The organism is Caballeronia udeis (assembly GCF_001544555.2).
GTDB lineage: Bacteria > Pseudomonadota > Gammaproteobacteria > Burkholderiales > Burkholderiaceae > Caballeronia > Caballeronia udeis.
In genome coordinates, this window is the sequence record NZ_FCOK02000071.1 from 19,662 (window position 1) to 40,419 (window position 20,758).

Consider the following 20,758-nt stretch of genomic DNA (forward strand, 5'->3'; position numbering starts at 1 on the left):
CATGAAAGCAACACTCGTTCGAACCGGTCTGACGGGCATCGCCGGACTCACTCTCGCAGCGGCAAGCCTGTTCGCCGCCACCGCGCATGCAGCCGATACCATCTCGGTCGTGACCTTCGGCGGCGCTTATGAAGCCGCAGCGAAAAAAGCGTTCTTCGAACCGTTCACGGCTGCCACCGGCATCGGCTTCTCGACTGAATCGTACGATGGCGGCCTCGCCAAGCTGTCCGCGATGGAACAGGCCAAGAACCCGACATGGGATCTTATCGACCTCGAATCCAATGACGCCATCACCGGTTGCGACGAAGGCCTGCTGCGCAAGATCGACCGCAAGTCGCTGGGCAACACCAGCGACTTCATCCCCGGCTCGATCATGGATTGCGCGGTAGCCGCCATGGTGTGGTCCACCGTGTACGCCTACGACACGACCAAGCTCAAGACCCCGCCGACCACGATCAACGACTTCTTCGACCTGAAGAAATACCCCGGAAAACGCGGCTTGCGCAAATCGCCTAAGGTGACGCTCGAATGGGCATTGCTCGCCGACGGCGTGAAACCCGCCGACGTATACAAGGTGCTCGGCACACCCGCGGGCGTCGACCGCGCGTTCAAGAAGCTCGACACGATCAAGCCGAGCATTGTCTGGTGGGAAGCCGGCGCGCAGCCGCCGCAATTGCTCTCCGACGGCGCGGTGGTCATGACGCAGGCCTATAACGGCCGCATTGACGACGCCGTGCACAAGGACCACAAGCCGTTCGAATCCGTGTGGGACGGCCAGGTCTATGACTTCGAATGGTGGGGCATTCCAATGGGCGCGAAGAACGGCGACGCCGCGGCGAAGTTCATCGTTTCGGCATCGAGCGCAAAAAGCTACGCAGACCTGACGAAGTACATTGCTTATGCGCCGCCGCGCAAGGATGCCATTCCGCTGATTGCGAAGGACCGCCTGAACGACCTGCCGACGGCCCCCGCCAACTTCAAGCATGCACTGCAGATCAACGCGAGCTTCTGGGCGGATAACGCCGATCAGATCAACAAGCGCTTCCAGGTCTGGCTGACACAGTAAGGCGACTCGTGACCGTGACAGTGACCAGCAATCTGCGGGAGCCGGCTGATGCATCCACCGGTTCCGGCTCCGGGGCCGACGGCCGTGCGGCGTACGCGAGAACCCGCCGCCGGGCTTCGGCCCAGGCGCTCCTGCTTGCGCTGCCGCTGCTGTTGTTCCTGCTCGCCACCTTTATTGCACCCATCGCGATCCTGCTGTCACGGAGTGTCGAGAATCGCGAGGTGCCGGTCAACCTCCCGGCGCTTTCGCAGGCGCTCAAGGCATGGAATGGCGAAGGTCTGCCCGACGAGCACACCTTCGCCATCCTCGCAGCGGATATGCGCCGTGCGTCCGCGGAAGGGCAATTGGGAACCGTTGCGCGGCGGCTGAATTTCTACCTGCCTGAGTTTCGCAGCTTGCTGATGCGGACCGCGCGCCAGTTGCCCGAAACGGCGCCACCCGCCTGGAAGCCGGCACTGATCGAACTTGATCCGCGCTGGGGCACGCATGACATCTGGCGCATCCTGAAGCGCTCTGCCGTGTCGCCTACGCCCGACTATCTGTTAGCCGCAGTCGACGCGACCGTCACGCCTGACGGTCGCGTCACCGCCCTGCCCGCTGACAGTTCTGTGTTCGTCAACGCGTTTGCGCGCACCGTATGGATCAGTGCATCGGTCACCTTGCTGTGCCTCGTGCTGGGCTACCCGGTCGCGTATTTGCTCGCCACCCTGCCGGCGGACAAAAGCAATCGCCTGATGCTGCTGGTGATCGTGCCGTTCTGGACCTCGCTGCTCGTGCGCACGACCGCGTGGTACGTGCTGTTGCAACCAGGCGGGGTCATCAACAGCCTGCTCATGGGGATGGGTCTCGTCAGCCATCCCTTGCCGCTCCTGTTCAATCGAACCGGCGTGCTGATCGGCATGACGCATATCCTGCTGCCCTACATGATCCTCGCCATCTATTCGGTCATGAAAAGCGTGTCGCCGATGTACATGCGCGCGGCGCAATCGCTGGGCGCGCATCCGGTCACGGCGTTCGTCCGCATCTATGTGCCGCAGACCCTGCCCGGTGTCGGCGCAGGCTGCTTCCTCGTATTCGTGCTCGCGCTGGGCTACTACATCACGCCTGCATTGCTGGGCGGCGCCGGTGACGAAATGATCAGCCAGTTGATTGCGGCGCAGACCAACGAACAACTCAATTGGGGGCTTGCCGGCGCGTTGTCGGCGTATCTGGTGATCTTCACGGCTGTGTTTTATTTCGTGTTCAACCGGCTCGTCGGTATCGACCGGCTGCGCTTCGGCTAAAGGGAAAGACTCATGCAAAGCCAGCGCCATCTCGTGCTCTCGGAACGCATTGCGTCGAAATGGTTGCGCGTGCATTCAGCGCTCATCCTGTTCTTCCTGATTGCGCCTATCCTGGCCATCGTGCCGTTGTCATTCAACACCGGCTCGTACTTTTCTTATCCGATGCAAGGCTTCTCGCTGCATTGGTATGCGAAAGCGCTTGGCAGCAGCGACTGGCAACGCGCGTTCCTCAACAGCATCGGCATTGGCGCCGCATCCACGGTGCTTGCCACCTGCCTCGGCACGCTCGCGGCACTGGGCCTGAGCCGGGCGAACTTTCCGTTTCGCGCGGTCATCATGCCGCTGCTCATCTCGCCGATGATCATCCCGATCGTGGTCGTTGCCGCCGGGTTCTATCTGGTCTTCGCGCCGCTCGGGCTCGTCAACTCCTACGTGGGCGTGGTGCTCGCGCATGCGGCGCTTGGCACGCCGTTCGTGGTGATCACCGTGACGGCGTCCCTGCTCTCGTTTGACCAGAGCCTGATTCGCGCGGCGTCGGGACTTGGGGCGACGCCGTGGATCGCGTTTCGACGGGTAACGCTGCCGTTGATCGCTCCGGCCGTGGCGACAGGCAGCGTGTTTGCGTTCGCTACCTCGTTCGATGAAGTCATCGTGATTCTTTTTATCGGCGGGCCGGATCAGCGGACCGTACCGCGGCAGATGTGGAGCGGCATTCGCGATTCGATCGATCCATCCATTCTCGCCGTGGCCACCATGCTGATCCTGTTCGCGGTGGCGCTGTTCACCAGCATCAACTGGCTTCGCGGACGCAGCGCGGCTGCGGCGTTGCCGGGAAGCTGAAGACTTCAAGAGAGCCCGCGATAGTATTTATCGGCTCGCTTGCATCGCCAGTGGCGATCGCGTTGAGAGGAGAAGACCCCACGCGTTGTGCCGCTTGATTAAACATTGAAGGAGATAAACATGCTGGCAGAAGAACGGGAAGCGTTTGAGATTGACGGCGCCGCCGTCTTGCGCGGGGTGTTCAAGGACTGGGTCGAGCCCCTGCGTGAAGGCGTGGAATATAACGCCACTCATCCGGGACCTTCGTTCAGGAACTACACGCCCGAGAAAACGACCGGGCGCTTTTTCGGCGACTACTGCAACTGGCAGCGCATTGAACCGTTCAGGGATTTTGTCACGCACAGTCCGGCCGCGTCGGTGGCTCAGGCCTTGATGGGCTCGCAGCGGGCGCGCATCTTCCATGAACATGTGCTCGTGAAGGAAGCGGGTGCGGCCAAGTTCACGCCCTGGCATCACGATGAGCCCTACTACTGTGTCAGCGCCGAGCAAGCGGTCAGCCTGTGGATTCCCCTCGATCCGGTGCCTCGTGAGACGTGCGTTGAATTCGTGGCCGGGTCGCACAAGTGGGGGAAGCTCTTCCGGCCGCGCAAGTTCAGCGGCGTGGCGTATGACCACAAGTCGGATCGGCTGGAAGAATTGCCGGATATCGATGCGAACCGCGATGCTTATCGGATCCTCGGCTGGGATCTGGAACCCGGCGATGCCATAGCGTTTGACTTTCATACGGTGCATGGAGCGCCGGGTAACGTAGGAGGTCAGCAATCACGGCGAGTGGTTTCGTTCCGATGGCTCGGCGATGGCGCGCACTACGTGGACCGGGGCGGCGAGACGTCTCCGCCGTATCCTGAACTGGCCGGCCGGCTTGCTTCCGGCGATCCGCTGCCCGAGGCGGAGTTTCCGTTTATTGTTTAGGGTCGGTTGACGGACGCGATGGTGCTGCCTAGGCTGGGTTCGGCAGAGTGCGGCACCAGTCTCCGTTCGGATATTTCACTTTAGTGAACGTCGGGCACGCATGCAGATGCGCCGGGTTGCCGAATCTCCGTCGCATTCGTTCAACCAACGTTCGCATACGGCAAGCACCCACGCGGGCTGGTCTTTGGCTGCGTCGTTCAACCAGTTCGCGACCGAGTCCTGAACGTATTTTTCCCGCTCACGGTTCAGCGGATCGAGAAGTGGTATCCCGAGCTCCGGTTGCGCCCGTAGCACAGCAATATGCTTGGCCCATACGCCGCGAGGCCGCAATACCTCTATCGCGAAACGGCGAATGAACGGTTGCGGTGACGAGGTCCACGAGACGAGCGCCTCAATTGCCTCGCCCAGAGACGCAGCCAATTCGTCTCTCACCGCCATCCAGGCCCACTCGCGCACGCCGAAATGTTGATCATTGGCAAAGCTCTCGATCGACGACAGGATGTTTGAGACTCCCGCCCCTCTGCCCAATTCCGCCACCGCAAAAGCGGCTATGCCGCGCACCGTGTCGCTTCGATGATGACTCAGTGCTCTTACAGCCGACTCGTCGGCGTAACGGATCAAATGACTGGCTGCCACGCGCATGCGCTGGGAAATACCAATATCCCCCAGCTGCGGCAACGCTCGTATTCCAGCCGCATCCAGCAGATTGAGATTGGCCATCAGCCTGTTGAAGTCGACGGCAACAATCTCCGCAAGCGTCCGACTTTCACTGTCCCCACTGTTCAACTCTTCCATTCTCTGCAAAGCGATTGCCAAATCCACCTCCTCCCGTTCAGCGAGTCCACGCCAAGTGGCGACATGAGGCGTCAATATCAATGACCGCGCAAGAGAGAAATCGATAGAACGCAGGGCGGCCTTCGGAAATCTCAGGTGGATCCCAAGATGGGCGCAGCTATGCGGAACCGTCAAATTTTGTGCAACAGCCCGATCATGCGTATTTATCGATAGGACACGGAGCGCTCACTCATGCAGGAAACGTTATTCAGCGGTTGAAGCTGCATAAAAAATGACTTTCTGCCCGCGTCCTAGATCCCTCAATCTCAGCCCCAAGTTACCGGCAGCACCTATTTGAAAGCCTCAGCACAAGCCCCTTGTTGTCTGACGTCATCTGACAATAAATCAATATTCACCGGTTTCAAACCTCTCCTGACGCATCTCATCACCCACCGCCCCCCCCCAAAAGTCCAACATTCAAGAACTTGCCGAGGTTTTTGCTGGTGTAAACGTGGATGCCTTGTGTATTGCGCGAGATTAGTCATCTGACATACGATGCGTTCACGATGCATAACATACCTTACTGCTGCACATGTTGCGCATCGTCATCGCTGTCCGGGTCGATCGAACGAAGATCGAACGAAGAATGACGAGCCTGCACGCAGGGGCCGCAGCCGGTCGCGCGGCTAACAAATAACGAACGGAGACGAACCGACATGGCGATCAAATTGAGAGGGCTGCGCTGGTGGATGATCGCCCTGCTGACCCTCGGCACGGTCATGAACTACCTGGCTCGCAGTTCGCTGAGCGTCGCCGCGCCCACGGTCATGCAGGACCTGCATATCAGCACCGCGCAGTACGGTTGGATCACCGGCGCGTTTTTCGTGATGTACCCGCTTGGCGGCCCGATAACGGGCTACCTGATGGATCGAATCGGCCTGCGCTTCGGCTTCCTGATCTGCGGCGTCATGTGGTCGGTCGTGTGTATCGCCCACGGCTTTGCAAGCGGCTGGGTTGGCCTCTTCGTGCTGCGCGGTCTGCTCGGGCTGGCCGAAGCCTCGTTCGGCCCGGCCGGCATGCGCATGGCCGCATTCTGGTTCCCGGCGCGTGAGCGCGGGTTGGCTGCGGGCATCTTCAACATGGGCACGTCGGTTGGCGCGATCGCCGCGCCGCCGCTGATCGCGTGGTCGATCCTCAAGTACAACTGGGAGATGGCCTTCGTGATCGCGGGCTGCCTTGGCCTCGTCTGGGCCGTGCTTTGGATCATCTTCTACCGGCACCCCGACGAACACAAAGCACTCACCGCGACGGAAGCTGCTTATATTGTCGAAGGCGAACACGCCGAACTCTCCGACAGCGGCGCCAAACCCGACCTGCGTTCGATCTTCAGGCAACGCAACTTCTGGGGCATTGCCCTGCCGCGGTTTTTCGCCGATCCGGTGTGGACCACCCTCGTGTTCTGGATGCCGTTGTACCTTCACCAGGCACGTGGCTTCGACCTCAAGACCATTGCAATGACAGCATGGCTGCCGTTCGTGACGGCGGACGTGGGCTGCATGATGGGTGGATCGATCTCGCTGTACCTCAACAAGCGCTTCAACCTTGAAATAATCAACGGCAAGCGCATTGTCTTCACGATCGGCGCGGTGATCATGACCGCCATGGCGGGCGTGGGCTACGTGAAAGACCCGGGCATGGCGATCTTTCTGCTGTGCCTCGGCGGCTTCGCGCACCAGACGCTTTCCATCGCCGTCATTTCGATGTCCGCCGACTTGTTCCCCCGCAGCGAAGTGGCAACGGTCACGGGCTTCGCAGGACTGTCAGCGGGAATCGGCAACCTGATTTTCACGCTCATGATCGGCGGGTTGGCCGCGACCATCGGCTATGCGCCGTTCTTCGTTGCGCTCGGTTTTGGCGACCTGATCGGCGTGGCCCTGCTCTGGACGCTTGTGCGGCCTGCGCTGGTCAATCGCCGCACAGACGCCAACATGCCGAGTCCGGCCGGTGCCTAGCGTACGGTTACGGCGCGTTGTCATGCGCGAACCACGGGCATCCTGCCCGTCTTGCAGCAAGCCGTCTTCCACCATGGCCCATCGCCCGCGTTGAACGCCGCGCTGAGCCACGTTCGCACGAAGCTACCGGTAGCCATGAGTTGGCTGCACTGGCCGCTGGGGTCCCCCTCATGAACAACATGCAATCCGAAACACTGGCGGTCGAACGCCTCGAAGGCGCGGGTCAGGCGCCTTGTGAAGTGGGCGAAAGCCCGGTCTGGCGCGAACAGGAACAGGCGCTCTATTGGGTCGATATCCCGGCACGCACCATCGCTCGTCTGGACATTGACACAGGCAAGAAGACCGACTGGCGCTTGCCCGAAAAAGTGGCCTGCATCACCTTCGACCGTCACGGCACCGTGCTCGCCGGATGCGAGACGGGACTCTTCGCGGTGACGCTGTCGACTGTGCCGGAAGCGAGCGTACGCAAGCTCGCCGCACCGGATTTTCCGCTGCCCGGCATGCGTTTCAACGACGGCCGCTGCGATCGTCAAGGCCGCTTCTGGGCCGGCACGATGGTGCAGGACATGGCGGCGATCAACCCCGCGGGCTCGCTCTACCGATACGACGCCGAGGGCACGCTGTCCTCACCCATTGTCGATGGCCTGATCGTGCAGAACGGACTCGCCTGGTCGCCGCAAGGCACGACGATGTATCTCTCCGATTCGCATCCGGCGCGCAGGCTTGTCTGGGCTTTCGACTTCGACACCGATACCGGTGAACTACGCAACCGGCGCGTCTTCGCCGACCTGAATCAGTTCTCGGGCCGCCCGGACGGCGCGGCTGTCGACGCCGACGGCTGCTACTGGACCTGCGCAAACGACGCGGGTCTGCTGCTGCGTTTCACGCCTGACGGCATGCTGGACCGGAGCATTGCGCTGCCCGTCACGAAGCCGTCGATGTGCACGTTCGGCGGCCGCGAACTCGACACGCTCTTTGTCACATCGATCCGCCCCGCTAATGGCGCGAACGAACATGACGGTCATCTGCTTGCGGTGCGTCCGGGTGTACGTGGTGCTCCGGACTGTGGTTACGCGGGAGTTCTATAAGGAATACAGATTACTTTTCAGGCGATTCGGGAGACATCGCCTGAAAAGTATTGTTCAGTCCAGACACACCGCGTGAAACCCAGGAACTTCATCGCCCGATTTTTCGTTAAGCAGGTAAGCAAGCAGGAAAAGCCCGCGACGCGGCTGGCCGCGTCGCAATCAGTGATACAACAAGAGGAGATAAATCATGCAGTCACACCACGCCAAAAAAGCCGTACTAATAAGCCTCGCTACCCTCGCCTCGCCGGTCTTCGCTCAAAACAGCGTGACGCTGTACGGCATTGTCGATGACTCGATTGCCTACCAGAGCAGCCAGACGTCGCTGGGTTCAACCAAGGGCGGAGCCTCCAACATAAAAATGGCTTCGGGGATCTGGGCGGGCAGCCGCTTCGGCCTCAAGGGCGCGGAAGACCTGGGCGGCGGCACCAAGGCCATCTTCCAGCTGGAGTCGGGTTTCAACGCGGCGTCGGGTGCGCAGCAATACACGAACGCCATGTTCGGCCGGCAAGCATGGGTCGGCATGACCAACCCGGTCTACGGTACGCTCACCGCCGGCCGCCAGTACACGTCCTACTACACGCTGCTTTCGCCCTATAGCCCGACGACCTGGCTTACCGGTTTCTTCGGCGCGCATCCGGGCGACCTCGACGAACTGGACACGGTTTATCGCGCGAACAATTCGCTGGTGTACACGTCGCCCAAGCTCTTCGGGTTCACCGCCAGCGGTTCGTATTCGTTTGCCGGCGTTCCCGGCAGCGTGAACCAGGGCTCGACGTGGAGCGGCGCGGTCCAGTACCTGAACGGGCCGTTCGGGATTGCCGCAGGTATCACGCGAATCAACAACTCGACTCCGGGCGGCGGCGCGTTTGGTGCGGATTCCACCACCAATACCGCGGGCCAGTCAGGCGTATCGGCGGTCACGAACGGTTACCAGACCGCTCAGGCGCAACAGCGCATTGCCGTGACCGGCGGTTATACGTTCACGCAGACGCTGGATATCTCCTTCTCGTACTCGAACGTGCAGTACATCCCGGGCATCAACTCGAGCTTCAAGACCACGGCGATCTTCAATACGGGCGGCGCGGTGCTGCACTGGAGGGCATTGCCGCTGGTCGACCTGGCTGCCGGCTACAGCTATACGCGTGCGACGAAAGCCAACGGTATTACCAGTTCCGCGCAATACCAGCAGTTCAACCTGTCCGAATATTATTCGCTCTCCAAACGCACCGGCCTCTACGCATTGCAGGCCTATCAGCGCGCGAACGGAAAGACGCTCGGCACAAGTGGCGCGGGGAACATCATCAACGCGACCGCGACGGTTGGCGACGGCTTCCAATCCGCGCCGTCATCGTCTCCCAGCCAGTTTGCTGCGGGCGTAGGCATCATCCACCGGTTCTGATTGGTTTCGGTGACGCGGCGCGCTGCTTGAGTGGTGCGCCGCATCCGGGTGAGTCCGGGTGAGTCCGGGTGATATAGGAGCGATATAAGCGCCGGGTCGAATGCGCCTATACGGTTTTCGCACATTGGTTGTATGACGCGTCTTCGTTAAACGCCATCGCGACACCCGGAGCCGCAACCATCAACGCAATGAATGAGCAAATACCACGCTTCATGTTTTGTCCCTCAAGTTAAAGACCGCACGGCACGATGCGCGACGCAAGTCTGCTAATGCACTCGCTCCGGGACAAGAATAAATCCGCCGCATCATTTCTTACACTTTACCTTCAATCGAAAAACAGACCGGACAACTCAACCCCGTCGGTCTGTCCTCATGCTGTCCCGGCTTGCCATGCCTCGGCGCAAAACGAACGTTCATCGGTACTATTTCCCGCAAGCAGCATTGCCCCTCGCGAATGAGGCCGTGCTCCGGGTGTCCGTGCCGGACCCGCTTCCGGCGCCGGATTGGTGAGAGTCCTGGTCACAAGCCGCAATTGCTGCGCCCTCGTATACGCCCGATACCCACCGTAACCGCACGGGCGTAACATCAGATTATTCGAGCAGCGGACACAATTACCGGGATAATCGAGCTCAGAAAAAAAGCCAGTCGCGCCGATAACCAAGTACCTACCTATATTGCGCATGCCATGGCGTTTAGTGAACCGAGGTTGCCATTCTTTAAATGGTTAGTGGGATCCGCTCAAGACCTGAGCGCTGATAATCGACAGATATTGCTGTCAAACCTGTTCACCAGGACGGCGTCGATTGCGATGGCGTCCGTTTGCGAGATCAGCGTTTGCGCCACCGCCCTTTATCTTTATCCCAGCGTCGGCTACGCGTTATGGACGCTCGCCGTGATCGCGCTCCTCGCGGTGCGCCTTTCGTTGATCGCGATTTGCTGCAGGCGTAGCGCCCGCAACCAGCCCACGCCCACATCGCTGTTCCTGCTTGCCAGCATCTTGTGGAGCGCGCTGCTCGGGCTCGGTGCCCTCTTATGCAATATCAGCGGGGACCAGACGCTCTTCCTGCTGGGCAACGTGTGCGCCGTGGGCGTGGTGGGTGGCCTCGCCGGCCGTAACGCGGGCACGCCCCGGCTGGTCCTGATCCAGATCTCGGCCATCTTTACGCTGCTGGGCATTGGCGCGGCGCTGTCGCCAGACTCCGGAAAAATCGTCTTGCTGTTCCAGGCGCCGTTTTGCGCTGCCGGCTTTTTCACGGTTGCCATTCGCAGCAACAAGGACACTGTCGCACTGCTGCTCGCGCAGGAAACCAGTAACCGCCTCGCCCGGCACGACAGTCTCACGGGTTTGCCGAATCGCGCCCGCATCAGCGAACTCTTGCTGAACCGCACCGATGCCGAGCCGGCGCTCAAGCCCGGATCGTTTGCGGTGCTGCTGATCGACCTGGATGGCTTCAAGGCAATCAACGACAGCCTGGGGCATGCGGCCGGCGACCTGGTGCTCCAGGAATCCGCCAAGCGCTTGCGGGCCGTCTTGCGTCAGGGCGACGTCGTCGGCCGCCTCGCGGGCGATGAATTCGTCGCCATTTCCAACGACGCCTCCATGAGCGAAGAGGTCCGGCTGCTGGCGGATCAGATTGTGAAGACGCTGGCGCGCCCGTTTGTACTTAACGAGGTGCTGGTGCGGATTGGCGCGAGTGTCGGGATCTCGCAATACCCCGAGCATGGGGAAACGGGACCGCAACTCCTCATATGCGCCGACCGGGCGTTGTATGCGGTCAAACGCAGCGGCAAGAGCGCCTTTGCCGTCTTCGATGCCAAGACGCACGCCTCCGACGACAGCCTGAGCCTGCTGCGCAGCGACCTGGAAGGTGCGCTTCAATCGTTTGGCAGCGGCTTGCGGATGGAATATCAACCCATCGTCAACCTGGCCAGCGGCCTTGTCACCGGGCGCGAAGCGCTGGTGCGCTGGGCTCATCCCACGAGAGGCGAGTTGCCGCCCACGACCTTCGTTCCAATTGCAGAACGGACGGGACTGATCCTGCCGCTGGGGGAATGGGTGCTCCGGCGCTCCTGTGCGGAAGCTGCGCTCTGGCGCGAACCCGTGGTCGTGGCGGTAAACGTATCGCCTGTGCAACTGCGGGAAGATTCGTTCGCGGACCTGGTTGCGTCGGTCATGGAAGAGTCACGGTTGCCGCCGTCGCGCCTGAACATCGAGGTCACGGAAACCGTGCTCATGAGCGACGATGTCCCGACCCGGCGCAATGTGGAAAAACTTCGCGCAATGGGTATCGGGCTCGCGCTCGACGATTTTGGAACGGGCTTTTCAACGCTCTCGAATCTATGCCGCTTTTCGTTCGACACACTGAAGATCGACAGCTCGTTTGTGCGTGAATCGGTCCATCGAAGGGAGTCGGCGGCGGTGGTCCGCGGGATCGTGGCGCTCGCCCACGAACTGGGCATTCCCACCACGGCGGAAGGTGTCGAAACGCACGAACAACTGAGCTTTGTCCGTGCCTCCGGATGTACCAGCGCGCAGGGATTTTTCCTCGGCCGCTCGGAGCGTGCGGAGTGCATTTCGCAAACCTGAACGACGGGCGCAATCACTCGGCCACGGAACGCATAATCGGCCTGCTTGTTCTGAATTCATTAGGAGTCCGCGGATTCAATGCGTTACCTGTGATTGATTTCAACAAGCCGGTGGAATTCTGGGACGGTACAGAAACGTTGTCATATTCCTTCCGTCTCAACAGCTCTTATCACCCCCGCAACCGATATGGTATGGACGTGCGCAGGTTGGCGAATCGAGCGGCGATTTTTATCGGGGAGCATGACGAGGCTGTAGACGCTCGACGCCTTCAGAAACTGGTCGCGAAAGAATCGCCTCTTACCCAGCTCAAGATTCTCCCCGACCTTGATCACTTTGGTATCTTCACAAGCGTTGCAGCACACGACGAGATTGCGAATTGGCTTGCTCAGCCATTGGCCCCTTAGCAAGTCTTGTCGAAAATGCCTCAAGCGCATTCCACAAGGGCCATCTGACCGAAGATCCGGATACAGCCATCCGCGCGGTGCAAGTGGCCTTGCCCTTCTTGCACAGTGGAGTAAGCTAATAAAAAAGTCAGTTCGCTTTTGCCGGGGAGAACAGATAATGAAAAAGCGTTCGGCACTTGAGATCTGTTTGCCGCTCGCCCTGTTCGTTGCGGCCTGCGCCTTGTCGCTTCCAACCCTGCTGATTGCTATCGCCTGGATGACGATTGGCGTCATATCGGTTGGGCATCGGACACTTGAGACCTTTCCGACAGACGGAATCCGCCAGGAATGGCTGCGAGGGTATCGTGGTGCGTGCCTGTTGTTCTACCACCTTGCCTGGTGGCCCTGGTACATGCGGACCCCTCTTCGAGACAACGCTGACCGAATCAGAAGACACGTGTTCACCGGGAAGAAGTCGCCGCATCGCAAGTCGGAGAATCCACCGGACAAGCTACCGGATGGCAAGAGTGAGGACGCGAATGCCGGCGACGCACATCGCGGGGAGCGAAACTGACTGGGCCGAAACCGGCCGGCAAAGTCGCCTTGACGAGAGCGAACCAGGACGAACCGCCGCCATCGGCCAGAGGCAGCCGATTACTTCAGGAAACCGAACGCCTGCTTCCTCCTGGTGACTGGACACCAACGCGGCAGGAGCTAATCGCAATGATTGCCGCGCTTGGCGCGTCCCGGTCAAACACTGACGCCCCATCGCGTGCCCGACCACTTGCTGTGGATTCGCTCGCACGCGCCGTCTTCGCGCAAAGAATCCCTCCCGCAAAGGGTAATCCCCGAAAGACGAAGCAGGATTGGACACAATCAACGGCTTTCAATTCTCTTTCCGTCAAGCGAAATTGGTATACCCCCCTACTCTATTAAAATATACTCCCCTACGGTATAGAGGAGTTCATCAATGAGCCACACCATTCGCGAGAAACAGAAGCTGCTCAACCGGGTTCGCCGCATTAAAGGACAGGTTGAAGCTATTGAACGGGCGCTCGAGCAGGAGCACGGATGCGTCGACGTGCTGCAACAAATCACGAGTTGTCGCGGGGCCATGAACGGTCTCCTCGCCGTCGTGATCGAGGACCATATTCGCACCCACCTCGTCGATGCAGACACTAACGAAGAGCCGGCCGGCAGCGCGACTGACCAGCTCATCGAAGTTGTTCACAGCTATTTCAAGTAGAGTTAAAAATGAGCGATTTCAAAGACGCCGCGTTCGGCGCGGGACATGACCACATCTTTCTGGGTGCCGGTCATGAAAAGAATGAGCGCAAGACGTGGGCCGTGATTGCGCTGTGCAGCGCGATGATGCTGATTGAAATCATTGGCGGCAGCATGTTCGGTTCGCTTGCGCTTGTCGCCGACGGCTTGCATATGTCGACGCACGCCGGGGCGATGCTAATTGCGGCCCTCGCGTACACCTACGCGCGCAAACACGCCAGCGACTCCCGCTTCGTGTTCGGTACGGGCAAGCTCGGTGACCTCGCGGGGTTCACGAGTGCGATCGTGCTCGCGATGATTGCGGTGCTGATTGGCTACGAGGCGGTCTCGCGCTTTCTGTCGCCGGTGCCCATCCATTTCGGTGAAGCAATCCCCATCGCGGTGGGCGGACTGCTTGTCAACCTGGCGAGCGTGTGGCTACTGAGCGGCGGCGATCATGGACACAGCCACGGTCATAGTCATAGCCACGGACACGGACACGGCCATGGTCATGGTCATGGTCATGATGACCACGCTCACGGAGAGGAAGTGCAGAAGATTTTCGCCCCATCCGGCGTGTTTGCCGTTTCCATCTTCGAGGACGGCGTGCCCCCCGTTTTCCGCATTGCGCCGGCGACGGAGGGTTCACGACTGGACGCTTCTGCCGTGTTCGTTACAACGGTGCGGCCCGATGGGACGCAACAGCTATTCGCGCTGGCGGACCGTGGCGACTATCTGGAATCGAAGGAAGACATTCCTGAGCCGCACGCCTTCAAAGCCATTGTCCGGATGCCGGACGGCGAATACGAAGTCGAATTCGAAGAACATGAACACCATGACAACGCGCATGACGCAGCGACCCGCGACCATAACATCAGGTCTGCGTATATCCATGTGATGGCAGATGCGGCGGTCTCCGTGCTGGCTATCATCGGCCTCGTACTGGCACGCGCATTTGGCTGGCTCTGGATGGACCCGCTCGCCGGTGTCATCGGTGCGCTGGTGATTGCAAACTGGTCGTACGGTTTGATGCGCGACACGGGTGCGATCCTGCTCGACATGAACCCCGACCGGCGCATGGCGGAGAATGTGCGTCACGCTATAGAGGACCGCGGCGACAAGGTTGTCGACCTGCATGTGTGGCGAGTGGGTCCCGGTCATATGAGCGCCGTGGTGTCGGTGGCAACAGATGAAACCCAGCGAGACTCGCGCTTCTATCATGCGGTGCTCGCGCGCTTCAAGGGACTGTCTCACGTCACCGTTGAGGTCCAACCGTATCAGGTGTGAGCCAACGCGGTAAGAGTCCGCTTAGGAGAAAGACGGCGGCTGTGCGTCGTGTGGTGTCGATCACCGACAGACGGCAATACCCTGACGCTTGGGGCCAATTGCTTCAGGGCTGCTTTCCGATCCCGCCAAGATGCGTAAAGGCAAAACCTTCCGGCGATTTCAGACCATAGCCAAGCATGCGGTCAAATCCTGAATGGGCCAGCCAGAGTGCACCGAGCGCCACAAGGAGTGGGATCGGCATGATCAGCCCAATCGCGAGCGAAGCTGCACCAAAAGCATAGATATGGACCGTGTTGTAGCAAAGCGCTCCCATTCTCGGCCCAAGGAGATAGCCCAGGAAGCTGAGATCTGGCGCGAAGAAAATCAGAAGTGCGCCCCACCACGGCATAGCGTTGTTCCCGTGCCAGAAGAGCGCGACGCCGACCGCAAAGATGATGAATCCCTCAACACGCTGCCACAGGACGGCTCGGACCATCGTTGGCTTTCCTTTGGACATGACGGTTCTCCCAGGAGTGAAAGTTCAAAACGAGCGGAAGCGGAAGATCGCAGCGGAGTTCGAAACAGCACGAGAAAGCACAGGCCTCAGGTAACCGTCGAGAAACGGTTGAACTGGCATCCCCAACCGAGCCTCAAGCGCTGCGACTGCAGCGGCGAACACTACCTTGCCGACCTGCGTAGCACACGCGGCTGCTTCGCAGTCGCCCTGGTGGGGAGGTGTCTGGGTATCAATGGCTGCGATGTTCATGCTTGGCTCCCTGGATTTTGGTCGGTTCCGCTACGGAAGGCCCTAGTTTGCTCAATAGTCATCAATACGAAAATTGCCTATAGTCGAATTGCATCTATACAAAAATGCATAGCACGACCCAACGCGAACCGAACCGGGCCGTGGCACCGCACCTTTTTGACTGCACGAACTTCAGCCGTATGCGGCCGCCGTGGCCGCGATCACCGCGGCGCGCCTCCGGGCGGCGAGCAGTCAAGGGACAGGCGTTCGCGGTACGGGTCTGATGGCAACCGTCCCCCGATATGCATCCGCCTTGGCGGTATGCTTCGTCAACCTCTTTCGAGCAGGAGCCGATCCATGGGACCGCGCGTTTATCTTCTCTTTATTGCCGCAATCGCTGGTCTGGTGTTGAGCGCTTGCGCGCAGACCAGCCCCGTCGAGTTTTCCGCGACGGGTGCCGATGCGCCAATGCTCAATCAGGCAAACGATATGGACTTCGGTCCGATGGACAGGACAATCGCACAATGTAAAGCGGTCTCGAAGAAGGCGGGTCCGGATCAATGCTCGAAAGTTCGTGCGTACGAGTCGTGTATGAAAAGCAAAGGCTACATTACCGTACTTGGGCCCGAGAACCCGAAAGGTTGCGGCGACCCGGAGTGGGAGAAAGACGTGAGGAAGTGGCTTCAATGAGGGACCGGCCGGAGCGGTCGTATGAGGCAGTGACCGGCCCAGAAGCGGCCGATCATCAGGGCCTGACAATGACCGAAATTTGCGCCCGAGCGGACGTTGCCCTGGTCATTCTGCCCAACGGCAGCCGTCACCGTTTCACGAGGCTCCAATGAGGACGGGAACTCGGACAGGAACGCAGGTTGGCACTACGTATTCCGACGCATTTGTCTTTATGGCCGCTTGCCTGTCATTCCGGATGCAGGGAGTGACTCCGCCCTCCGACGAAGTATTTGACCGCCCCGAGTCCGTCACGACCGCCTCAGCCTTGCGGCGCCATGATGCGCAACATCGCCTTTCCCTGAACATTTTTGAGCGGGAAGTAGGCACGATGCGTCGACTCATCCACCGCGACGACGTGCGCATTGGGGCCGACGCGGCCGTCACCAATCTTCGACACGTTGCCCGCGTCGGCTTTGAACATCGAGACGATGCCGGCCTCACCGGCGACGTAGAGCAGATGCAGTTGCGGGTCGAAGGCCAGGACGTCCGGATCGTTGCCGACCTCGAAGGACGACGTGACGCGCATCGTGCGCATGTCGAGTACCAACAGCTTGTCGTTTCCTTCACACGCGATGAAGGCGAGACGTAGTTCCGGGTCGATCAGCAGTCCGTGATTGCCGCGCGCGCCGGGCAGGTCGATCCGTGCGATAACCGAGTCAGTGGCCGGGTCGATTTCGGCCAGTTGCTGCCGGGATTGCACGTTCACAAAGATGTGTCGGGAGACCGGATCGTACTGGGTATTGCCGACCTCGCCGGAGAGCGGGATCGTCGCAATTCGCGTATTCGAGCGAATATCGATCACCGTCTCAGTCTCACCTGTTTCGTCAGAGACATAGAGTTTGTGCGCATCGGGCGCGTAGGCCATGCCGTCCGGGTAGCTGCCGCCCGGCATGCGCGCGGTGATCCTTAGCGTGGTTTCGTCGATCGCGACGATCTCATTTGAACCGGTGGCCGACGCATACAGCCGTGACATTGCAGGAATCGCTAACACGCCGTGCGCTGAGGCCACGTCTGGAATCCGGGCGATCACGCGCGCTGCATGCGTGTCAAACGCGACCACCTCGCCGTCGCCCAGATGGGCGATGAATAGCAGGTGGCGCTCCGGGTCAAGGCTTGCGTAGTCGAGTCGGGTCGGCCGTCCGCCCAGCGCAACGTCGGAGAGATGTGTCAACGGCAGGTTGCCCGTTTCAAGACCGTCGTCCGCACCTGAGGCGGAGAACACCGCGCCCCCCAGCGCGGCAGCGATAGCGCACGCGACAGCAAATAGCCCACGGGCAGCAGGCCGCGTCCAAAGTGCGTTCATGATGCGGGTTTCATGGGTGTGTCCTGTTGCATCAAACGTGTTTGTGCATTTCAACGACCGGACTCAGAGTTCCCGATCGCCTTGAATGTCCTTGAAGCCAGTGATCAAGCGACCACCTGCCGCTGTCGGCACCCAGTTCACGTCAGCCTCCGCGCTGGCAACGCTGCCTGCATCCGCATGGCGGCGTTGTCCCAGTTGATGAGGCTAAACAGCTGATTGACGTATTCGTTACGTCGATTCTGGTATTTGAGGTAGTACGCGTGCTCGAAAACATCGAGGATGAGAATGGGCTGCATGCCCCAGGCGGTCAGCTTCTGATGGTTCTCGCACTGCAGGATCATGAGCTTGCCCGTCGCCGGATGGTAGCCAACGACACCCCAGCCGGATGCTTCCACTGCAATCGTCGCGGCAACCAGTTGGGCCTTGAACTTCGCGTACGAGCCGAAACTCCTGTCGATTGCCTTGGCGAGTTCGCCCTTCGGTTCACCGCCTTTCCCCGAGATGCTGGTCCAGTAAATGGTGTGCAGGATGTGGCTCGACAGCTGGAAGGCGAGTTCTTTCTCGTAGAACTTCACGAGCGCGAAGTCGTTTGAGTCCCGGGCTTTCGCCAGGCCGTCTTCAGCCTTGTTCGCGGCAGCCACCGCGGGCTTGTGGTGAAAGTTGTAGTGCAGTTCGACGGTGCGCGCATCGATAACGGGTTCAAGCGCGTCGTAGGCAAATGGCAGCGGTCCAGCGGCATACTTGCCGTCCGCGTCCGTGAGCTTGTCGGTGTAACCGGGCTCTTCTGCGGCACGTGCCGTTTGTGCCTGAGCCAGCATGATTCCCGCGCCAACCGCGGCGGTGTTGTGCAGGAAGGTACGACGTGTTGCCATGATTACGTTCCTCGTAGAATGCGCGCACGCGTGCCGTCAGACGGCGTGAGCATGGATGAGCGGATAGATAGCAAGACCAAACAGGGCAGCCGCAACGACAATCACCGGCTCCTGCAGCTTCTTGAAACGCCAGAGCAACACGACCGTCACAAGAGCAAGCACGACAGTCGGCCAGTCAACGATGGAGCGCCGCGCGATGACAATCACGGAGCCGGTGATTGCGCCCACGGCGGCGGCCGTGATGCCATCGACGAACGCCTTGACGGCCGGCAACTTGCCGTATTTCTTGAAGTACGGCGCCGGCAGCACGGTGAACAGATAGCAAGGCAGGAAAGTCCCGAGCGCGGCGACACAGGCGCCCCAAAATCCCGCGACCAGGTAACCGATGAAGCCGACCGTGATCACGACCGGCCCCGGCGTAATCATCGCCACGGCCACCGCATCGACAAACTGCTTGTCGTTAAGCCAGTGATGCTCGGTCACCACGCCGCCATAGAGGAACGGCACGATCGCGAGTCCCGAGCCGAACACAAACGCGCCGGCCTTGACGAAGAAAAGGCCGACCTGGCCGAGCAGCGGCAGGTCGAGACCACTGAGGAAACCGCTCACACCCGGTGCCTGTGTTACGGCAAGCGCATTCAGTCCGCCCTTGCCGAGCCATTTCGGAGGCGCACGCCAGAACCAGTTGAGCAGGCCGCCTCCGATAAACAGCCATGCGATCTCGGATTCAGTGACCACGGTGACGACCGCGAGCGCCAGGAATATCGCCCACAGCAGCCTGTCTTTGCCGATGGTCTTTCTGGTCAGCTTGTATGCGCTCATCGCTATGATTCCGACCACGGCGGCGCCTACGCCATAGAAGACTGCCTGCATCCAGGGGAGGCCGCCAAACTGCGCGTAGGCCCAGCCGAGCGCCACAACCATCAGGAACGACGGCAAGACAAAAGCGATACCGGCCACCGTTGCACCGACGACGCGGTAATGGACGTAGCCGAGGTAAATGCCGAGTTGTGCGGCGAGAGGACCCGGCATCATTTGAGCCAGCGCCAGCCCCTCCTTGTAGTCCTGTTCGCTGATCCAGTCCCGGCGCTCGACGAGGTCGCGATGCATATAGCCGACCAGCGCCACGGGGCCGCCGAAGCCGAAGGTGCCGAGACGCAGCATGTAAAGGACCATCTGGCCGAGCGTGTAGCCGGGCGCGGGCGCCGTCGCGATGCTCATGAACGGCCCTCTGCGCTGTTATTTTTTTTGCTCGTTGCGAAGTGCGCGTAGATCGAATCGAGCACGCAACCCATCTCGTCGAGCAGTTGATCGTCGTCCAACGCGCGTTGCCGGGCGCCGGCCATCACCGCCTCGAAACCGATCGCCTCGGGCACTGGTGCTCCGCCAACGTCGAGCGCGTGCACCATTTCACCGAGCCGAAGAAGCGCCGCGTCATCGTCGAGACCGAAACTCACGAGCAGTACCTCAAACGTCACGCGCTCACCGACGTGTGTAAATGCGGCGCCGTCGAAGTCGAAACCGAGTGCATCCGGCGGACAGGCCTGCGGCGAATCCAGCCAGAGGAACTTCGCCTTCGGGTCGATGAAGCGACGGATCAGCCATGCGCTCGCAACGCGATCTACCCATAGCCGTTGCCGGGTTGCCCACGTACGGGCCTGGTACTCGTCGCGCAGCAACGGCCGGATGGCCCGTTCGGCCGCATGCGGCTCACCCGGCGACAGGACCGTATCCGCGAGCGCGACAAAGTCTTCCCAGGCAACTTCGGCATCGGTCGATGCGGCGCCGGGAAAGTAGTCGATCGTCTGGATCGCGTTGTAGTCCTTGTGCAGGCGACGTAACAGGCGGGTCACCTCCGCTGGTGCCTGGCCGCCGAGCGTCTTCCGCGCAGCGCCCAGCGATGCGACAAAAGTCCCGTAATCGTCGTTCCGATCGAACAGCGCGCGGAAGTCCACTTCCTGGGACGAGTCCAGGCTTTGTGCCCGCAACAGATGTGCGGTGCCGCCGGCTTCGTCAATGCTGCCGGCAAGTTCGCGCAGCATGTCCTCGCGCTCCGCGGTGTGGGGCAACAGGTAGATGCCGTCACGCAGGACAGCGCACCCCTTCGCTTTCAGCGCCCGCCACGCCCGCATCCGCGCGGTGGCGTTCTCGGTGGGGAACGTCAGAACGAGGACAGACCAGGTGGTTAGAGTATTCATGTAAAGTAAACTACACGTATGTAGCGTACTTTACAAAT

At 60.5% G+C, this 20,758-nt stretch carries 20 protein-coding genes; 13 read left to right on the plus strand and 7 right to left on the minus strand.

Annotation, left to right across the window (positions count from 1 at the left end; translation table 11 throughout):
- The first annotated feature begins 1 nt into the window (after window position 1).
- From AWB69_RS34825 to AWB69_RS34840, 4 genes are all read left to right on the plus strand, one after another.
- On the plus strand, window positions 2-1,066 hold the full coding sequence (locus AWB69_RS34825) for an ABC transporter substrate-binding protein (RefSeq protein ID WP_062091341.1): 1,065 nt from the start codon (window positions 2-4) through the stop codon (window positions 1,064-1,066).
- A gap of 14 nt (window positions 1,067-1,080) precedes the next feature.
- The gene (locus AWB69_RS34830; RefSeq protein WP_407923073.1) at window positions 1,081-2,349 is read left to right on the plus strand and encodes an ABC transporter permease; all 1,269 of its coding nucleotides are present in this window, start codon (window positions 1,081-1,083) and stop codon (window positions 2,347-2,349) included.
- Between the two features lie 12 nt (window positions 2,350-2,361).
- The gene (locus AWB69_RS34835) at window positions 2,362-3,189 is read left to right on the plus strand and encodes an ABC transporter permease (protein ID WP_062091342.1); all 828 of its coding nucleotides are present in this window, start codon (window positions 2,362-2,364) and stop codon (window positions 3,187-3,189) included.
- Between the two features lie 120 nt (window positions 3,190-3,309).
- Window positions 3,310-4,101 carry a phytanoyl-CoA dioxygenase family protein gene (locus AWB69_RS34840; RefSeq protein ID WP_062091343.1) on the plus strand — a complete coding sequence of 264 codons (792 nt, stop codon included), beginning with the start codon at window positions 3,310-3,312 and terminating at the stop codon, window positions 4,099-4,101.
- A gap of 75 nt (window positions 4,102-4,176) precedes the next feature.
- Here the strand turns inward: AWB69_RS34840 and AWB69_RS34845 are convergent, their stop codons facing one another.
- On the minus strand, window positions 4,177-4,917 hold the full coding sequence (locus AWB69_RS34845; protein WP_197500385.1) for a DNA alkylation repair protein: 741 nt from the start codon (window positions 4,915-4,917) through the stop codon (window positions 4,177-4,179).
- A gap of 674 nt (window positions 4,918-5,591) precedes the next feature.
- Here AWB69_RS34845 and AWB69_RS34850 point away from each other — a divergent pair.
- The 8 genes from AWB69_RS34850 (at window position 5,592) to dmeF (ending at window position 14,894) form a co-directional block, all read left to right on the plus strand.
- The gene (locus AWB69_RS34850; RefSeq protein WP_062091345.1) at window positions 5,592-6,887 is read left to right on the plus strand and encodes an MFS transporter; all 1,296 of its coding nucleotides are present in this window, start codon (window positions 5,592-5,594) and stop codon (window positions 6,885-6,887) included.
- A 179-nt stretch (window positions 6,888-7,066) separates the two neighbouring features.
- Window positions 7,067-7,975: an SMP-30/gluconolactonase/LRE family protein gene (locus AWB69_RS34855; protein ID WP_062091367.1), complete on the plus strand. Its 909-nt coding sequence runs from the start codon at window positions 7,067-7,069 to the stop codon at window positions 7,973-7,975.
- 187 nt (window positions 7,976-8,162) lie between these two features.
- Window positions 8,163-9,374, plus strand: a complete 1,212-nt coding sequence (locus AWB69_RS34860; RefSeq protein ID WP_062091346.1) for a porin — start codon at window positions 8,163-8,165, stop codon at window positions 9,372-9,374.
- 685 nt (window positions 9,375-10,059) lie between these two features.
- Window positions 10,060-11,961 carry a putative bifunctional diguanylate cyclase/phosphodiesterase gene (locus AWB69_RS34865; protein ID WP_062091347.1) on the plus strand — a complete coding sequence of 634 codons (1,902 nt, stop codon included), beginning with the start codon at window positions 10,060-10,062 and terminating at the stop codon, window positions 11,959-11,961.
- Window positions 11,943-12,365 (plus strand): alpha/beta fold hydrolase, encoded by a 423-nt coding sequence (locus AWB69_RS34870; RefSeq protein ID WP_062091348.1) that lies wholly within the window; start codon window positions 11,943-11,945, stop codon window positions 12,363-12,365. The genes AWB69_RS34865 and AWB69_RS34870 overlap by 19 nt, the downstream gene beginning before the upstream one ends.
- Before the next feature lie 157 nt (window positions 12,366-12,522).
- A complete protein-coding gene (locus AWB69_RS34875) occupies window positions 12,523-12,918 on the plus strand; it encodes a hypothetical protein (protein WP_062091349.1) in 396 nt (131 codons plus the stop codon).
- 396 nt (window positions 12,919-13,314) lie between these two features.
- Window positions 13,315-13,590, plus strand: coding sequence for a metal/formaldehyde-sensitive transcriptional repressor (locus tag AWB69_RS34880; RefSeq protein ID WP_062091350.1), 276 nt, complete (start codon window positions 13,315-13,317; stop codon window positions 13,588-13,590).
- 8 nt (window positions 13,591-13,598) lie between these two features.
- Window positions 13,599-14,894: a CDF family Co(II)/Ni(II) efflux transporter DmeF gene (gene dmeF / locus AWB69_RS34885; RefSeq protein ID WP_062091351.1), complete on the plus strand. Its 1,296-nt coding sequence runs from the start codon at window positions 13,599-13,601 to the stop codon at window positions 14,892-14,894.
- Window positions 14,895-14,997: 103 nt separating this feature from the next.
- Here dmeF and AWB69_RS34890 read toward each other — a convergent pair whose 3' ends face one another.
- Both AWB69_RS34890 and AWB69_RS34895 read right to left on the minus strand, forming a co-directional pair.
- Window positions 14,998-15,390, minus strand: coding sequence for a DUF4260 domain-containing protein (locus AWB69_RS34890; protein ID WP_231937329.1), 393 nt, complete (start codon window positions 15,388-15,390; stop codon window positions 14,998-15,000).
- Window positions 15,391-15,414: 24 nt separating this feature from the next.
- Window positions 15,415-15,639 (minus strand): hypothetical protein, encoded by a 225-nt coding sequence (locus tag AWB69_RS34895; protein WP_062091353.1) that lies wholly within the window; start codon window positions 15,637-15,639, stop codon window positions 15,415-15,417.
- A 336-nt stretch (window positions 15,640-15,975) separates the two neighbouring features.
- On the opposite strand from AWB69_RS34895, the gene AWB69_RS34900 reads away from it, so the two are divergent.
- Window positions 15,976-16,308, plus strand: coding sequence for a hypothetical protein (locus tag AWB69_RS34900; RefSeq protein WP_062091354.1), 333 nt, complete (start codon window positions 15,976-15,978; stop codon window positions 16,306-16,308).
- A gap of 298 nt (window positions 16,309-16,606) precedes the next feature.
- Here the strand turns inward: AWB69_RS34900 and AWB69_RS34905 are convergent, their stop codons facing one another.
- From AWB69_RS34905 to AWB69_RS34920, 4 genes are all read right to left on the minus strand, one after another.
- Window positions 16,607-17,650, minus strand: a complete 1,044-nt coding sequence (locus tag AWB69_RS34905; protein ID WP_062091355.1) for a YncE family protein — start codon at window positions 17,648-17,650, stop codon at window positions 16,607-16,609.
- 137 nt (window positions 17,651-17,787) lie between these two features.
- Entirely contained in the window at window positions 17,788-18,522 is a 735-nt protein-coding gene (locus tag AWB69_RS34910; protein ID WP_231937330.1) for a superoxide dismutase, read from the minus strand.
- Window positions 18,523-18,558: 36 nt separating this feature from the next.
- A complete protein-coding gene (locus AWB69_RS34915) occupies window positions 18,559-19,743 on the minus strand; it encodes a chromate transporter (protein WP_062091356.1) in 1,185 nt (394 codons plus the stop codon).
- Window positions 19,740-20,720, minus strand: coding sequence for a chromate resistance protein ChrB domain-containing protein (locus AWB69_RS34920; RefSeq protein ID WP_062091357.1), 981 nt, complete (start codon window positions 20,718-20,720; stop codon window positions 19,740-19,742). Before AWB69_RS34920 ends, AWB69_RS34915 begins: the two co-directional genes overlap by 4 nt.
- Window positions 20,721-20,758 lie beyond the last annotated feature (38 nt).

What these genes read in the sequence shown, in the direction of transcription:
- AWB69_RS34880 (WP_062091350.1), top strand. Translation starts at nt 13,315, where the DNA reads ATGAGCCACACCATTCGCGAGAAACAGAAGCTGCTCAACCGGGTTCGC.
- AWB69_RS34840 (WP_062091343.1), top strand. Translation starts at nt 3,310, where the DNA reads ATGCTGGCAGAAGAACGGGAAGCGTTTGAGATTGACGGCGCCGCCGTC.
- AWB69_RS34890 (WP_231937329.1), bottom strand. Translation starts at nt 15,390, where the DNA reads ATGTCCAAAGGAAAGCCAACGATGGTCCGAGCCGTCCTGTGGCAGCGT.
- AWB69_RS34860 (WP_062091346.1), top strand. Translation starts at nt 8,163, where the DNA reads ATGCAGTCACACCACGCCAAAAAAGCCGTACTAATAAGCCTCGCTACC.
- AWB69_RS34835 (WP_062091342.1), top strand. Translation starts at nt 2,362, where the DNA reads ATGCAAAGCCAGCGCCATCTCGTGCTCTCGGAACGCATTGCGTCGAAA.
- AWB69_RS34895 (WP_062091353.1), bottom strand. Translation starts at nt 15,639, where the DNA reads ATGAACATCGCAGCCATTGATACCCAGACACCTCCCCACCAGGGCGAC.
- AWB69_RS34900 (WP_062091354.1), top strand. Translation starts at nt 15,976, where the DNA reads ATGGGACCGCGCGTTTATCTTCTCTTTATTGCCGCAATCGCTGGTCTG.
- AWB69_RS34905 (WP_062091355.1), bottom strand. Translation starts at nt 17,650, where the DNA reads ATGAACGCACTTTGGACGCGGCCTGCTGCCCGTGGGCTATTTGCTGTC.
- dmeF (WP_062091351.1), top strand. Translation starts at nt 13,599, where the DNA reads ATGAGCGATTTCAAAGACGCCGCGTTCGGCGCGGGACATGACCACATC.
- AWB69_RS34910 (WP_231937330.1), bottom strand. Translation starts at nt 18,522, where the DNA reads ATGGCAACACGTCGTACCTTCCTGCACAACACCGCCGCGGTTGGCGCG.
- AWB69_RS34855 (WP_062091367.1), top strand. Translation starts at nt 7,067, where the DNA reads ATGCAATCCGAAACACTGGCGGTCGAACGCCTCGAAGGCGCGGGTCAG.
- AWB69_RS34920 (WP_062091357.1), bottom strand. Translation starts at nt 20,720, where the DNA reads ATGAATACTCTAACCACCTGGTCTGTCCTCGTTCTGACGTTCCCCACC.
- AWB69_RS34875 (WP_062091349.1), top strand. Translation starts at nt 12,523, where the DNA reads ATGAAAAAGCGTTCGGCACTTGAGATCTGTTTGCCGCTCGCCCTGTTC.
- AWB69_RS34850 (WP_062091345.1), top strand. Translation starts at nt 5,592, where the DNA reads ATGGCGATCAAATTGAGAGGGCTGCGCTGGTGGATGATCGCCCTGCTG.
- AWB69_RS34825 (WP_062091341.1), top strand. Translation starts at nt 2, where the DNA reads ATGAAAGCAACACTCGTTCGAACCGGTCTGACGGGCATCGCCGGACTC.
- AWB69_RS34915 (WP_062091356.1), bottom strand. Translation starts at nt 19,743, where the DNA reads ATGAGCATCGCGACGGCGCCCGCGCCCGGCTACACGCTCGGCCAGATG.
- AWB69_RS34865 (WP_062091347.1), top strand. Translation starts at nt 10,060, where the DNA reads ATGGCGTTTAGTGAACCGAGGTTGCCATTCTTTAAATGGTTAGTGGGA.